This window comes from Rathayibacter sp. PhB127, from assembly GCF_003751665.1.
GTDB classification, from domain to species: Bacteria; Actinomycetota; Actinomycetes; order Actinomycetales; family Microbacteriaceae; genus Rathayibacter; species Rathayibacter festucae.
Genome location: NZ_RKHW01000005.1, coordinates 210,509 through 224,228, shown reverse-complemented (window position 1 = coordinate 224,228; position 13,720 = coordinate 210,509). Strand labels below are relative to the sequence as shown.

Sequence of the window (13,720 nt, the reverse complement as noted above, 5' to 3'; positions counted from 1 at the left end):
CGCCCGTCAGGGCCGCAGGAACTCCGCGGCGACCGGGGCGAACCGCTGCCAGTACTGGAAGATCCCGCCGTGCCCCGAGTTCGGGTAGAGGATCAGCTCGGACCCCGCGATGCGCCGGTGCAGATCCTCGGACAGGACCGACGGCACCTTGCGGTCGTGGTCGCCGTTGGCGATCAGGGTCGGCTGCGTGATGACGGACAGGTCCGACGGCGCGGAGCGGCCGAAGCGCTGGATCGCCTTCAGCTGGGTCGTGAAGGCCTTGGTGCTGACCGCGTCGTCGCGGTCGATGGTGCGCTCCTTCAGTCGGCTCACAAACTGCTTCGCGGCCTTCCTGCCGGCGGCGTCGCGGGGAAAGAAGAGGAACTCCTTGATGTCCGAGCGGGTGAGGACGGAGCGGACGAGGTCGAAGTAGGTGACCCCGACCACCTTGTCCATGTCCTTCCCGCCGCGGGGCCCGGTGCCGGTGAGCACGAGCCTGCGGACGAGCTCGGGGTGCTTCACGACGAGGTCCTGCGCGATCATCCCGCCCATCGAGAACGAGAAGACGTCGATCTTCTCGAGACCGAGGCCCCGGAGGAAGAGGTACGCGTCGTCGGCGGCCTCCTCGATCGTGCCCGGCACCGTGCCTCCGGAGGCTCCGACGCCCTGCTGGTCGAAGGCGATCACGTGCCGCCGCGCCGCGATCGCGTCGACGATGCGCGGGTCCCAGTTGTCGAGATTCGCGGCGAGGTGCCCGAAGAAGACGACGGGGACGCCCTCCTCCGGACCCAGCTCGCGGTAGGCGAAGGTCTTGCCCTGGGTGGTGACGCTCCTCGCGGGGGCGAGCGCGTACGAGGTGATGACGGGATCGGCGGTGCTCATGGTGTCTACTCCTTCAGGGGCCGGCGGGCGGGAGGAGCGGTCAGAGACCGAGGACGACGGTCTTGCCGCGGGCGCGGGAGGCTCCGAGCGAGGCGAGTGCGGCGGGCGTCTCGTGGAAGGGGAAGGTGGCACCGACGACCGGGCGGATCGCGCCGGCGTCGACGAGCTCGGCGATGCGGGTCAGCTGCTCGCCGCTCGACTCCATGAAGAGGAACTCGTAGTGGACGCCCAGCGAGCGGGCGCGGCGGCGGACCCCGAGGCTGAGGGCGGCGATCGCGAGGCGGAGGACGGGGTTCAGCCCCTTCTTCTTCGCGAAGGCGGGGTCGGGCGGGCCGGAGATGCCCACGGCCCGGCCACCCGGAGCCAGCACGCGCAGCGACTTCGCGAGGTTCTCGCCGCCGAGGCTGTCGAGGACGACGTCGTAGCCGGAGACCTCCTTCTCGAAGTCCCGGCTGCGGTAGTCGATGACCAGGTCGGCGCCGAGGTCGTGGAGGAAGCCGGACTGGGCCGCCGACGCGGTGGTCGCGACGAAGGCGCCGAGGTGCTTGGCCAGCTGGATCGCGACGGTGCCGACTCCGCCGGAGCCGGCGTGGATGAGGACCTTCGATCCGGGACCGACCTTCCCCTTCACGACGAGCGCCTGCCAGGCGGTCAGCGCCACCAGCGGGAGTGAGGCCGCCTCGGTGAGGCCGATCGAGGACGGGGCCAGGGCCACGTCGGCCTCGTCGATCGCGATGCGCTCGGCGAAGGTCCCGATGCGGTGGTCGCGGGGGCGGGCGTAGACCGTGTCGCCGACGGCGAAGCCGCTGACCGCCGACCCGATGCGCAGGACGGTCCCGGCGACGTCGTGGCCGAGGACGAGCGGCGTCGTGTACGGGAGGATCGCCGTGAACTCGCCGAGGCGGATCTTCTCGTCGAGCTGGTTCAGCCCCGCGGCCGCCACCCTCACGAGGACGTCGCGCGGACCGATGACCGGCTCGGGGACGTCGGTCTCGTGCAGAGGCTGCTTGTACCTGTCGATCACGAACGCGCGCACGGGGACTCCTGGAGAAGATCGGCGGCCCGGCCGGATGTGGCGAGCGCACTCATTACTGAGTGTACTCACTATTGACGACGTCGAGGCGAGCCGGTCAGCCCTTCACGGCCGAGCCCGCGACCGACTGCACGAAGTAGCGCTGGAAGATCAGGAACACGATCAGCACCGGCAGCACGAGCAGGGTGCCGAAGGCGAAGGTCTGCCCCCAGTCGGGCGGGACCTGCGCCGAGAACACGCTCATCTCGAGCGGCAGCGGCCGGGCGGCGGGATCCGAGGTGACCAGCGAGGGCCAGAGGTACTGGCCCCAGGAGGAGAGGAAGGTCAGGATCGCGACGGTCGCGAAGACCGGGCGCGAGTTCGGCACGACGACGCGCACGAAGGTCCCCCAGGCGCCGAGGCCGTCGAGCCGGGCCGCCTCCTCCATGCTCTTGGGCACGTTGAGGAAGAACGTGTAGAAGAGGAAGACCGAGAACGCGTTGGCGATGAACGGGATCATCTGCACGAGGAGGGTGTCGCGCTGCCCCTGCAGCAGGGACATCAGCGGGATCGCGACCGACTCGAACGGCACGATGACGAGCAGCACGATCAGCAGGAACACCTTGTCGCGGCCCACCCACTCCAGCCGGGCGAAGGCGTAGCCCGCCAGAGAGTTGACGACGAGCCCCGCCACGACGATCACGAGCGAGATTACGAACGAGTTGGCGAAGAACTGCCAGAAGTGGCCGGTCGCGTCCGAGCTCAGCGCCGTGAAGACGCTGGCGTAGTTGTCGAAGGAGAGGTTCGTCGGCAGGAAGCCGGCGAAGCCGTCGAGCACCTCCGCGGACGGCTTGAGGCTGCCGATCAGGAGGTAGTAGATCGGCGCGAACATGAGCGCCGCGGCGGCGATCATCACGACGTAGTCGCGGACGGTGCGCGCCGTGCGCGCGGTGCGGACAGTGCGGGCGGTGCGGCGCCCCGATGCTGTGCTCAACTCTCGCTCCCTTGGCGGAGGACCCGACGCTGGATCAGGGTGATGACGACGATGATCAGGAAGAGGACCACCGAGATGGCGGACGCCCGCCCGAGGTTGCTCTCGCTGTAGATCGCCTGGGTCGCGTTGTAGAGCAGGGTCTGGGTGCCCTCCTCGTTGGCGCCGGCGGTGCGGATCAGGATGAAGACCTGGTCGTAGACGCGGAACGCCAGGATCGTCGTCAGCAGCGTGACGAAGATCAGCGTGTTGCGGATGCCCGGGACCGTGATGTGGACGAACTGCTGCCAGCCGTTCGCGCGGTCGAGCCGGGCCGCCTCGTAGCGCTCCTCTGGGATCTCCTGCAGCGCGGCGAGCAGGATCACCATCTGGAAGCCGACACCCTGCCAGATCGAGAGCAGGATCACCGAGCCGAGCGCGGTCGCCGACGAGCCGAGCCAGTCGTGCGCCGGGACGAGCCCGCCGGTGAGGAAGGTGACGGAGGAGTTCAGCAGCCCGTCGCTGCTGCGATCGAGGATGAGCCGCCAGACGACCGCGACGAGGGCCATCGGGAAGACGACCGGCATGAAGAAGAAGGTGCGGAAGAAGCGCACGCCGGCGAGCTTGCGGTTCAGCAGCACGGCCAGCAGCAGCGCCAGGCCGGTCTGCACCGGGATCACGACGATCGCGAAGACGAGGTTGTTGACCAGCGAGCGCAGGAACGCCCCCGAGATCACCGGATCCGTGAAGAGCCGGACGTAGTTGGTGAGCCCCCAGAACTTCGCGGGGCGGGACTGGTCGACCTGGACGTTGTAGAGCGAGAGCACGATCGCCGCGACGAACGGGACGGCGACGAAGGCGATCAGTCCGAGGACCGCCGGGGCGGCCATGAGGGCGCCGTCGCGGGTGTCCTTCCAGCGGAAGCGGGGTCGGGCGCGGGTGAGAGCGACGGGTCGCATCGGCGTCGATACGGGTGAGGCCACGGTCGGAGTCCTTCGATTGTCGGCGTCGGTGCCGGACGGCAGGAGGGGGTGGGCGGGCGCCCGGCTGCGAGCGCCCGCCCGGATCGGCTACTTGTAGTCGTCGTTGTCCGCGAAGCTCTGGTCGATCGCGGTGGCCGCGTCGGTCAGGGACTCCTTCGGATCCGCGCCGCCCCAGACCGCGGCGAAGGCTCCGGAGAACTTCGCGGTGATCGTCGGGTAGCCGGCGGTGACGGGGCGGTAGACGGCGATGCAGTCGTCCGTGATCGCGTCCGCTGCGCAGGCGTTCGCGAGCTGCTGGCCCCAGAGGGCCAGCCCGCCGCCGTCCTGGTAGAGGGCGTCGGCGGCGAAGGCGGTCTTCGTCGCGGGCGGGGCGCCGTTGGCGGTGGTCATCGCGCCGACGTTCTGGTCGTTCAGGAGGTAGTCCAGGAACGCTCCGGCCGCGTCGCCGTTCTTCGTGCCGGAGCCGATGCCCCAGGTCCAGGAGCCGGCGCCGGCCTTGGCGCCGTCGCCGAAGTCCGGCAGCGGCAGGGCGACGAGGTTCTCGCCGAGCGCCTCGGAGAAGGTCGGGTAGTTCCAGTGCCCGCCCCAGGCGACCGCGACCCGGCCGTCGACGAACGCGTTTCCGTCGGAGTTGGGGTCGGAGTAGTCCTTCCAGGACGCGAAGTCGGTCAGCGCCTGCACGCTGGCGTCCGAGTCCACGGCGCCGGCGGCCTTGCCGTCATAGATCAGGTTGCCGCCCGCGGACTGGATGAGGGGCGCGAAGCCGTAGGTGCCCCACTCCCCCGACAGGCTGGCCTCGTTGAGGTCGATGGACTTGCCGGACGGGTTCGCCGCGGCGAGCGTCTTCAGCGCGGCCGAGAACTCATCGGCCGTCCAGGCCGTGTCGAACGAGGTGGGCACGCTGATCCCCGAGGCGTCGAGCAGGGTCTTGTTCCCGTAGAGGCCCATCGCGGAGTCGAACATCGCCAGCGCGTAGAGCTCATCGTCCGAGGTGCCCTCGGCGATGGAGCCGGGGGTGGCGTTGTCGATGGTCGCCTGGTCGACGAAGTCGCTGATCGGGGTGATCTTGTCGTTGTAGACGAAGCTCGCGAGCGTCGGCCCGTCGATCTCGAGCACGTCGGGAAGCTGGTCCTTCGGCGTGCTCGTGACCGTGGTGGTGTACGTGTCGCCGGAGATGATCCGCAGCTTCGCGGTCACCTCGTCCTGCGAGCTGTTGAAGCCGTCGACCGCGGCCTGCAGAGCGGCGTTCTCGCTGTCCTGACCCTGGTGCGCCCAGACGTTGATCTCTCCCGTGCCGTCGCCGGCGGCGGCGTCCGTGCCGCCACCGCCTCCGGCCGAGCAGCCGGTCATCGTGGCGATCGCCGTGGCGACCGCGACGGCGACCAGGGCGCCGCGACGGATGGTGCGTGTCTTTCTCATGATTCTCCTTGGTGCTGTGTGATCGCATCCGTCCTTGGATGCGCGGTGCAGGCTGAGTGGTGACGGCCGGGACGCGCCTGCGGGTCCCGACGAGATCGGGGGCCGCTAGAGCGCGGCGTCGGTGAGCTCGGCCGAGCCGAGGGCGATCGGGTCGACGATTCCGCCGAGGAAGACGCCGTTCTCGTCGGCGGTGCGGAACGCGAGGAACTGCCAGCGACCCGCGCGATCGCGGATGACGCGGCCCGAGTAGAGCGAGTCCTTCGTCAGGGGTCGTGCGCCGGAGAGGTCGTAGCACCGGGTCGGATCGTTCACCTCGACCGCCCAGGTGCCCGCTCGCGGGTGGGCGAGGGCGTGGGACGGCGTCATCGAGTCCTCCGTCGAGGAGAAGAGCAGCAGCCAGCGGCCGTCGACGAGCTCGACCTGCGGGACCTCCAGGTGCGCGAATCCGGCACCCGGGCGCGAGAGCGGCGGGCGCACCTCCCAGCTGACGAGGTCGGGCGAGACGGCGTGGCCGATCACTCCGCGGTCGTCGAGCGGCCCCTCCGTGGAGCGCGCCGTGACGAGCATGTGCCAGCCGTCGCCACTCGGGTCGCGGAAGACCCACGGGTCGCGCCAGGCCTCCTCCTTCCACTCGGAGGTGCCCCAGGTCTCGTACCAGCGCGGATCGGCGACGACGACCGGGCCGGGCTGCTTCTCCCAGCTGCGCAGGTCGGCGGACACGGCCACGCCGATGGTCTCGATGTTCGCGACGAGCGGCTCGGGGTGGAGGAAGCGCGAGCCGGTGTAGAACATCCGCCACAGCCCGTCGTCGCCGCGGACGACGCTCCCGGTCCAGGTGGCGGTCTCGTCGAACGCGCCGGCGGGACCCGGCGCGAAGGGCGAGCCTTCGAGCACGGTCCAGGACGAGAGGTTTGAGGAGACGGCGTGGCCGATGCGGGCGGCCCGGTGGCGGCGGCCCTCCTCGCCGAGCGAGGTCGGTGCGTGCAGGAAGAAGGCGTGGAACTCGTCGCCGTCGTCGGCCAGCCAGAAGTCCCAGACCCACGAGCCCTCGAGGGTCAGCATCCGAGCGCCTCCTCGGCGATGGTCGACCGCATGTGCATCCCTCTCCGTTGAACGAGTAGCGGTGCTAAACCGCTTGACTGGCGAAGTTATGCGGTTTAGCCCGCCAAGTCAATCGCTTTAGCAGAATCGATCTACGATGGGACGACCAGGAACGGCGGAGGGGGCGCGATGGCGCGGCAGCGAGTGACGATGGCCGACGTCGCGCGGAAGGCCGGCGTCTCGACGACCGCCGTCTCTCTCGTGCTGAACGACCGGCAGGGCACGCGCCTGTCCGAGGACGCCGCGAAGCGGGTGCGCGCCGCGGCCGACGAGCTCGGCTACCGGCCGAACCTCACCGCCCGGGCGCTGAGCACGCGGAAGTCGCGGATCATCGGCTTCATCTCGGAGCAGGTCACCGTCGACCGGCTCGCGAGCGGCCTCATCCGCGGGGCGCTGCGCGAGGCGAAGCGGCAGAACCACGTGCTCTTCATCGCCGAGACCGAGGGTGAGGCGGATGCCCTCGACGAGGCCGTCGACGCCCTCACCGACCGTCAGGTCGACGGCATCATCTACGCCGCGACCCGGCCGCACGCCCTCCGTCTGCCGGCCCGCGTGGGCGGAACGCCCGTGGTGATGCTGAACGCCGTCGCCGACGATCCCGAGGGCTCCCCGGGCGGTCCGCGGCCCGATGCCGTGCTGGCCGACGAGCGCGCGGGAGCGGTCGACGTCGTCGATCTGCTCCTCGACGCCGGACACTCCGAGGGCGTCGTGATCGTCGGCCGCTCCGTCGACCAGCCCGACGACGAGTGGCTCAGCCTGGCCGTGCAGCGCCGGCTCGAGGGCATCTGGGAGTCGCTGGGCGCGCACGGTGTCCGCCCGATCGCCCAGCTGCCCTGCCTGCCGTGGTCGGTGAAGGCCGGCTACGAGGCGGTCCGCGACCTGCTCGCCGCAGGCGTCACGCCGCACGCCCTGATCTGCCTGAACGACCGGCTCTCGTTCGGCGCCTACCGCGCGCTCGGTGAGGCCGGTCTCCAGGTGGGGCGCGACGTCTCGGTGGTCTCGTTCGACGACGACGACATCGCGGTGTACCTGCACCCGATGCTCACCACCGCCGCCGCGCCCTTCGAGGAGATGGGCGCCCTCGCCGTCCGCCTCCTCCTCGACGACGACCGCGAGCCCGGCGAGCACCTCGTGCCGATGCCCACCCGCGTCCGCGACTCCGTCCACCTCACCCGCGCCCGCGCCGCCGAGCTGCAGCAGCAGAGCCCCGAGCCCGACTGGACCCGCTGACCGGCTGCCCGGCTGCCCGGCTGCCCGGCTGCGCGGCTGCCCGCGGAACCATGCTGGTCGAGTAGCCGCGCAGCGGCGTATCGAGACCCACCGTCCCCAGCACGGCTGGCCTGCAGACTCCACTTCTGCCGCCGGTGGATCTCGATACGCCCGCTGCGCGGGCTACTCGATCAGCGGAGTGGGCCCTGCGAGACGGCCAGCACCTCCGGCACGCGGAAGCGCCTTCGTCTCACCGGAAGCCATGAATTCGACGAGCCCGACGTCATCTCACGAGCCGAAGCCGCGGGACCGGGACCTCCGGCACGCGGAAACACCTCCGGCTCGTCGAATCCGTGGATTCCGACGAGCCGGAGGTCGTTCCGCGTGCCGGAGGTGCGGCCCGGAGGGTCAGCTGCCGGAGGGGGCGTCCGACTCCTCGGGGGTGGCGGTGTCGCTGGGGGTGGCGGGGGTCGCACCGGCGTCCGGAGCCTCACCGGCGGCACGGCCGGCGCCGGGGCGCGCGGGACCGGCGGGCGCCTCACCGGCGGCCGGCGGCGCGGGCGGGGTCGGTGCGGAGCCGTCGGCCGGGGGTGCCGGGAGCTCGCAGTCGCCCGAGGGGGCGGCCGGCGGGGTCGGCGGCGTCACGGCGTCGCCGTCCGCGGGCGCGGCGGACGGGGTCGGGAGCACACCGTCGGCCGGCGGGGTCGCCGTCGCGCCGTCGGTGGGCGCGGCGGGAGGCGTGGGCGCCTCGCCGTCGGCCGGGGCAGCCGGCGGGGTCGCCGTCGCGCCGTCGGCAGGAGCGGTGGGAGGCGTGGGCGCCTCGCCGTCGGCAGGGGCCGCGGGCGGGGTCGGCGTCTCGCCGTCGGCAGAGGCAGCCGGAGGCGTCGGCGCCTCGCCATCAGCGGGAGCCGCCGGCGGGGTCGGCATCGAGCCGTCCGCGGGAGGCGTCGGCGCCTCGCCGTCAGCAGGCGCCGCGGGCGGGGTCGGCGCCTCACCCTCGGCAGGCGCAGCCGGCGGCGTCGGCATCGTGCCGTCCGCACCGGGCGCCGGGGGCTTCGGCAGTCCGGCGCCCGCGGGTCCGCAGGCGGCCGGGCCGGTCGAGGCCGGTCCGGTGAGGGTCGGCGCGTCGCTGGAGTCCGGGGTCGGCGTCGCACTGGCCGTCGCGCTCGGCGTCGTCTCGATCGTGCTCGAGCTCGTCGAGCCGGAGGTGGGCGCGGAATCGGCGAAGGCGGCGGTCGAGCCGATCGCGGCGAAGCCGAGGGCGCCGGCGGCGATGCAGAGCGCGATCGCACGGGTCCGGGGGCTGCGCGGGCCGAAGCCCTGGCCCTCAGTGCCCGAGCCCTGGGTTCCGGGGGTGCGGCTGTCGGGGGTCTTGCTCATGGGAGTCTCCTCGGTCCGGCCCGGTGCCGTTCCCGTTCGGGAGCGGTTGCGGCCGGTTCCATTTCAGATTCCGAGCCGAATCTGAAGCGGTCCTTAAGAACAGAGGCTCCCCAGCGGAGTGGCGGTCGACGCCGATCCGCGCCCCCTACGGTCGGAGCATGCTCCCCTCCGCCCGCGTGCTCCTCGTCGAGGACGACGACGCCATCCGCTCCTCCGTCGAGGCCGCCCTCCGCGGCGAGCGCTACACCGTGCGCGCCCTGCCGACCGGCGAGGACCTCGCCCGCGAGCTCGCCGACTTCGCGCCCGACCTGGTCGTGCTCGACTGGATGCTGCCCGGCCCGAGCGGCATCGTGCTCGCCGAGCGGATCCGGCGCACCAGCGACGCGGCCGTGATCATGCTGACTGCGCGCGACGCCGTCGACGACCGGCTCCGCGGCTTCGACGAGGGCGTCGACGACTACGTGGTCAAGCCGTTCGTCCTCGCCGAGCTGGTCGCCCGGGTCACCGCGGTGCTCCGCCGCCGCGGCCGCATCCCCTCGATCATCGAGATCAGCGACCTGGTCGTCGACCCCGACGCCGGACGCGCCCGCCGCGGCGGCGAGCCCCTCGACCTCACCGCCACCGAGTTCCGGCTGCTGGCGTTCCTCGCGGGAAGCCGCGGCCGGACGCTCACCAAGACGCAGATCCTCACCCAGGTCTGGGGCTACGACCACGTCGACCCGAACCTCGTCGAGGTGCACCTCAGCTCGCTCCGCAAGAAGATGGAGGCGCACGGCGACCGCCTCATCCACACCGTCCGCGGCCTCGGCTACCGGGTGGAGGCATGAGCGTGCCGGCAGGCGCCGACGCCGCGGGCACCGCTTCCGCAGGCACCGCCCCCGCAGGCCCCGCCGCACGCCCCGCCTCCGCCCCGCTGCGCACCGGCTCCCTGCGCCTGCGCACCGTGCTCGCCGTGCTCGCCCTGCTGGCGGTGCTGCTGCTGGCGCTGTCCGCGACGGTGCAGGTCGTGCTCGGCGAGCGCCTCCGCGACCAGATCGAGGAGCGCCTGGCCGATCGCGCCTCGGCCGCCGCGGCTCTCGTCGGCACGATCGCCGACGACGAGCTCGCCTCGCGGCTCTCCGCGCAGGGTGTCGCGGTGCGGATCCAGAGCCCCGACGGCGAGGAGGTCGTCGCCGGCCCGAGCCCTGAGCAGCTGCGCCAGGGGCCGGGAGCGGCGGACCAGCTGGGCGAGCCGCCGAGCCCGCCCGGGAGCACCGGTGCCACCGCGCCCACGCCCCGCGACGCCACCGTCACCGTCGCCTCGAGCAGCGTCTCCGGCGACGACGGCCTGATCACCCTGCAGTCCGTCCTCAGCGACGGAACCGTCCTGACGCTCAGCAGCGAGGCGGGCTCGGTGGGCTCGACCCTCGCGTCGCTGAACGGGATCCTGCTCGGCGCCTCGGCCGTGTTCCTCCTGCTCGCCGCCGGCGCCCTCGTCCTGGTGGTCCGCGCGACCCTGCGCCCGCTCGAGCGGATGACCACCGTCGCCCGCTCGATCGCGCACGGCGACCGCGGCCGGCGCCTGCGCCCCTCGCGGCCCGGCACCGAGCTCGGCCGCACGGCCACGGCGTTCGACGAGATGCTCGACGACCTCGAGCAGGCCGAGCAGTCCGCCCTGGCCGCCGAGCGCCGGATGCGCGCCTTCGTCTCGGACGCCGCGCACGAGCTGCGCACCCCGGTCGCCGGCATCCAGGCGGCGGCCGACGCCCTGGTCCGCGCCGACGGCTCCGAGGAGGAGCGCGAGCGGCTGTCGGTGCACGTGGTCCGCGAATCGCTGCGGGCCGGGCGGCTCATCCAGGACATGCTGCTGATGGCGCGGCTCGACGAGGGACTCGCCCTCAACGCCCGATCGCTGGACGCGGGCGCGGTGGCGGCCGCCGCGATCGAGCGGCAGCTGCTGCGCGACTCCGGCCCCGAGATCGTCCTGCACCGCGACCCCGCAGCGCCGCCCGTGCACGCCGACGCCGACCGGCTCGGCCAGATCGTCGGCAACCTGCTAGAGAACGCCGCCCGCTTCGCCCGTTCCCGGATCGACGTCACGCTCGCGCATGCCGACGGCCGGGTCACCGTGACGGTCGACGACGACGGCCCCGGCGTCCCCGAGGCCGACCGCGACCGCGTCTTCGACCGGCTCGTCCGCCTCGACGACGCCCGCAACCGCGCGGACGGCGGCTCTGGCCTCGGCCTGCCCATCGCCCGCGGCCTCGCGCGCGCCCTCGGCGGCGACCTGGTCTGCCTCCCCGGGGCCGCCGGAGCGCGCTTCCGCGTGATCCTGCCCGCCGGCTGAGGAAAGTCACCCTGCGGCGTGGGATCCCCCTGCGGCGTGGGACCCCCCTGCTGATCGAGTAGCCCGCGAAGCGGGCGTATCGAGATCCACCACCGCCAGAACAGGGATATTTGGACCCGCCCTGCTAGTCGCGGCGGGTCTCGATACGCCCCTGCGGGGCTGCTCGACCAGCATGAAGTGGCGCCGCCGCTGCCTTCCCGCACCACCAGCTGCGCTTCCCGGGCCGCAACCTGCTCTTCCTGCTGGCGCTCGCGACGATGATGATCCCGGTGCAGGCGATCATGGTCGCCCAGTTCAAGCTGGTCACCGGGCTGCAGATCTACGGCCCCTACTGGTCGGTGATCCTGCCGGGAGCGGCGGCCGCCTTCGGGATCTTCCTCGCCCGCCAGTTCTTCCTCTCCATCCCGGAGGAGTTGATCGAGGCTGCGCGGATCGACGGGGCCGGCCACCTGCGCGTGTTCCTGCAGATCGTCCTGCCGCTGAGCAAGCCGCTGATCGCGGTGCTGCCGATGGTGCTGCTGTTCCTCGCCTTCCAGCGCTACTTCGTCCAGGGCTTCGCCCGCAGCGGCATCCGCTGAGCGGGGCTGCGCACCCATGCTGATTGAGCAAGGCGGTCGCCCACTCATGCTGATCGAGTAGCCCGCGCAGCGGGCGTATCGAGATCCCCCACCCCCCGGAAGCCCGGCCTGCAGACCCGCTTGGCGGACAACGGCGGGTCTCGATGCGCCCCTGCGGGGCTACTCGACCAGCAGAGCCATGCTGATCGAGTAGCCCGCGCAGCGGGCGTATCGAGATCCCCCACCTCCGGAAGTCGAGTCCGCAGACCCACCCAGCCGGCACCGGCGGACCGTCGCCGGCCCCTCGGCCCGCCGCCTAGTCTGAGAGCGTCCGCCGCACGAACGAGGAGACCTGGGTGAACGTCCGCGAGCTGCTCGGCCACCCGGAGCTGCAGCTCACCCTGGTCGGCGGCGACGACGTGCAGCTGGCCCGTGCGATCTCGGGGACGTACACGATCGACCTGCCGGATCCGGGACGCTTCCTCTCCCCCGGCGACGTGGTGCTGACGAGCGCGCTCTGGACCTCCGGCCGGGAGAGCGTCGAGCGCTTCGTCGGCGGCGTCGCCGACCGCGGAGTCGTGGCCATCGTCGTCGGCCTGATCGCAGTCGGCTCGCTGCCGGAGGGGATGCTCGAGGTCTGCCGCCGGCACGGCATCGCCCTGCTGACGGTGGCGCCGGACGTGTCGTTCAAGACCATCGCGCAGACGGTCGCCGGAGTGATCGCGCAGGCCGACCTGCCGACGCTCGGCCGCGAGGCGCGGTTCGCCCGGCGCCTCCTCGCCGACCCCGCCTCGGGCGAGGGCGTCCAGGTCGCTCTGCGCGCCTTCTTCGAGGAGTTCGCACACGGCAGCTGGGCGGTCGACCGCGCCGGCACCCTGGTCGCCTCCGCCGGCGGACTGCCCACGGCCGCCGACTACGGCGCCGCCTGGGAGGCCTCGCTCTCCTCCCCCGACAGCCGCTGGGAGGTCACCGAGCACGGCCGCTCGCTCTCCCGCCGGGCCCTCTTCTCCGCCGCCGGCGAGCGGCTCGGCGTGCTCGTCGTCACCGGCGATCAGCGCGGCTGGTCGGAGGAGACCGCAGACGGCGTCGAGCTGCTCGCCGGCGCGGTCGCCGGCCGGCTCGACCTCGCCCGCCAGCGCGAGCGCACGTCGGCCGCTCCGCTGCTCGACCTGCTCCGGGCGCTCCTGCACGACGAGCTGCCCGAGTCCGAGACCGCCGTGCGGCTACGACTGCTCGGCTTCCGCCTCGGCGCGCCGCTCCGGGTGGTCGTCGCGCGCACCGACGACCCGTCGCTGCCCCCGGAGGCGCTGCTGCAGCCGCTGCGCGCGGCCGCCGAGCGCGAGCATGCGCGGGCGCTGGGCGCGGTGCTCGACGGGGCCGCCGTGCTGCTGCTCGGCGACCCCGCGGACGAGAGGTCGTCGCCGGGGCCCGCGCTGCGCACGGCGGTCGAGGCGGCGCCGTGGCTGCTGCACGAGCGCCGGATCGCGATCGGCGTGGGCGATGCCTCGCGCGCCGTCGAACAGCTGGGGGTCTCACTCCTCGCAGCCCGGGAGCGCGCGAGCCGCGCTTCCTCCGACGAGCCCGTCTCGATCGTCGAGCACACGGTCCCCGTCTCCAGTGACGCCCTGCTCGAGCTGGTCGCCCCGCGCACCCGCGCGGCCTTCGCGCTCGCCGTCCTCGGGCCGCTCGTCCGCTACGACGACGAGCACCGCAGCGACATGGTCGAGACCCTGCGCGTCTTCCTCGAGAGCGGCGGCTCCTGGCGCCAGGCCGCCGACCGCCTGCACCTGCACGCCAGCACCCTCCGCTACCGGATGCAGCGGATCGAGGCGCTGACCGGCCGCGACCTCTCCGCGATGGCCGACCGCGTCGACCTGCACCTGGCGCTGCGCTTCCTGTAGC

The 13,720-nt window shown here is 72.7% G+C and carries 12 protein-coding genes; 5 read left to right on the top strand and 7 right to left on the bottom strand.

All coding sequences use genetic code 11. From position 1 onward, the window contains the following. Positions 1-6: 6 nt before the first annotated feature. The 6 genes from EDF22_RS19185 to EDF22_RS19160 all read right to left on the bottom strand — a co-directional run bounded on the left by EDF22_RS19185 (position 7) and on the right by EDF22_RS19160 (position 6,307). Positions 7-861, bottom strand: coding sequence for an alpha/beta fold hydrolase (locus EDF22_RS19185; protein WP_123706413.1), 855 nt, complete (start codon positions 859-861; stop codon positions 7-9). A gap of 40 nt (positions 862-901) precedes the next feature. Continuing rightward, positions 902-1,897, bottom strand: a complete 996-nt coding sequence (locus EDF22_RS19180; RefSeq protein WP_123706412.1) for an NADP-dependent oxidoreductase — start codon at positions 1,895-1,897, stop codon at positions 902-904. 94 nt (positions 1,898-1,991) lie between these two features. Then, on the bottom strand, positions 1,992-2,867 hold the full coding sequence (locus tag EDF22_RS19175; RefSeq protein WP_166674115.1) for a carbohydrate ABC transporter permease: 876 nt from the start codon (positions 2,865-2,867) through the stop codon (positions 1,992-1,994). Next, entirely contained in the window at positions 2,864-3,826 is a 963-nt protein-coding gene (locus EDF22_RS19170) for a carbohydrate ABC transporter permease (protein WP_243839986.1), read from the bottom strand. Before EDF22_RS19170 ends, EDF22_RS19175 begins: the two co-directional genes overlap by 4 nt. Positions 3,827-3,913: 87 nt before the next feature. Continuing rightward, positions 3,914-5,245: an extracellular solute-binding protein gene (locus EDF22_RS19165; protein ID WP_221180977.1), complete on the bottom strand. Its 1,332-nt coding sequence runs from the start codon at positions 5,243-5,245 to the stop codon at positions 3,914-3,916. 105 nt (positions 5,246-5,350) lie between these two features. Then, positions 5,351-6,307, bottom strand: a complete 957-nt coding sequence (locus tag EDF22_RS19160) for a glycosyl hydrolase family 32 (RefSeq protein WP_123706411.1) — start codon at positions 6,305-6,307, stop codon at positions 5,351-5,353. A 168-nt stretch (positions 6,308-6,475) separates the two neighbouring features. On the opposite strand from EDF22_RS19160, the gene EDF22_RS19155 reads away from it, so the two are divergent. Continuing rightward, a complete protein-coding gene (locus tag EDF22_RS19155; RefSeq protein ID WP_123706410.1) occupies positions 6,476-7,576 on the top strand; it encodes a LacI family DNA-binding transcriptional regulator in 1,101 nt (366 codons plus the stop codon). A 387-nt stretch (positions 7,577-7,963) separates the two neighbouring features. Here the strand turns inward: EDF22_RS19155 and EDF22_RS19150 are convergent, their stop codons facing one another. Beyond that, a complete protein-coding gene (locus tag EDF22_RS19150) occupies positions 7,964-8,935 on the bottom strand; it encodes a hypothetical protein (RefSeq protein WP_123706409.1) in 972 nt (323 codons plus the stop codon). Between the two features lie 158 nt (positions 8,936-9,093). Here EDF22_RS19150 and EDF22_RS19145 point away from each other — a divergent pair, with 158 nt between their 5' ends. The 4 genes from EDF22_RS19145 (at position 9,094) to EDF22_RS19130 (ending at position 13,719) form a co-directional block, all read left to right on the top strand. After that, entirely contained in the window at positions 9,094-9,762 is a 669-nt protein-coding gene (locus EDF22_RS19145; RefSeq protein ID WP_123706408.1) for a response regulator transcription factor, read from the top strand. After that, positions 9,759-11,261 carry a HAMP domain-containing sensor histidine kinase gene (locus EDF22_RS19140; RefSeq protein ID WP_123706407.1) on the top strand — a complete coding sequence of 501 codons (1,503 nt, stop codon included), beginning with the start codon at positions 9,759-9,761 and terminating at the stop codon, positions 11,259-11,261. The genes EDF22_RS19145 and EDF22_RS19140 overlap by 4 nt, the downstream gene beginning before the upstream one ends. A gap of 209 nt (positions 11,262-11,470) precedes the next feature. Continuing rightward, the gene (locus EDF22_RS19135) at positions 11,471-11,839 is read left to right on the top strand and encodes a carbohydrate ABC transporter permease (RefSeq protein ID WP_123706406.1); all 369 of its coding nucleotides are present in this window, start codon (positions 11,471-11,473) and stop codon (positions 11,837-11,839) included. Between the two features lie 335 nt (positions 11,840-12,174). Further along, complete coding sequence (locus tag EDF22_RS19130; protein ID WP_123706405.1) at positions 12,175-13,719, top strand: PucR family transcriptional regulator; 1,545 nt, start codon at positions 12,175-12,177, stop codon at positions 13,717-13,719. Position 13,720: the final 1 nt, after the last annotated feature.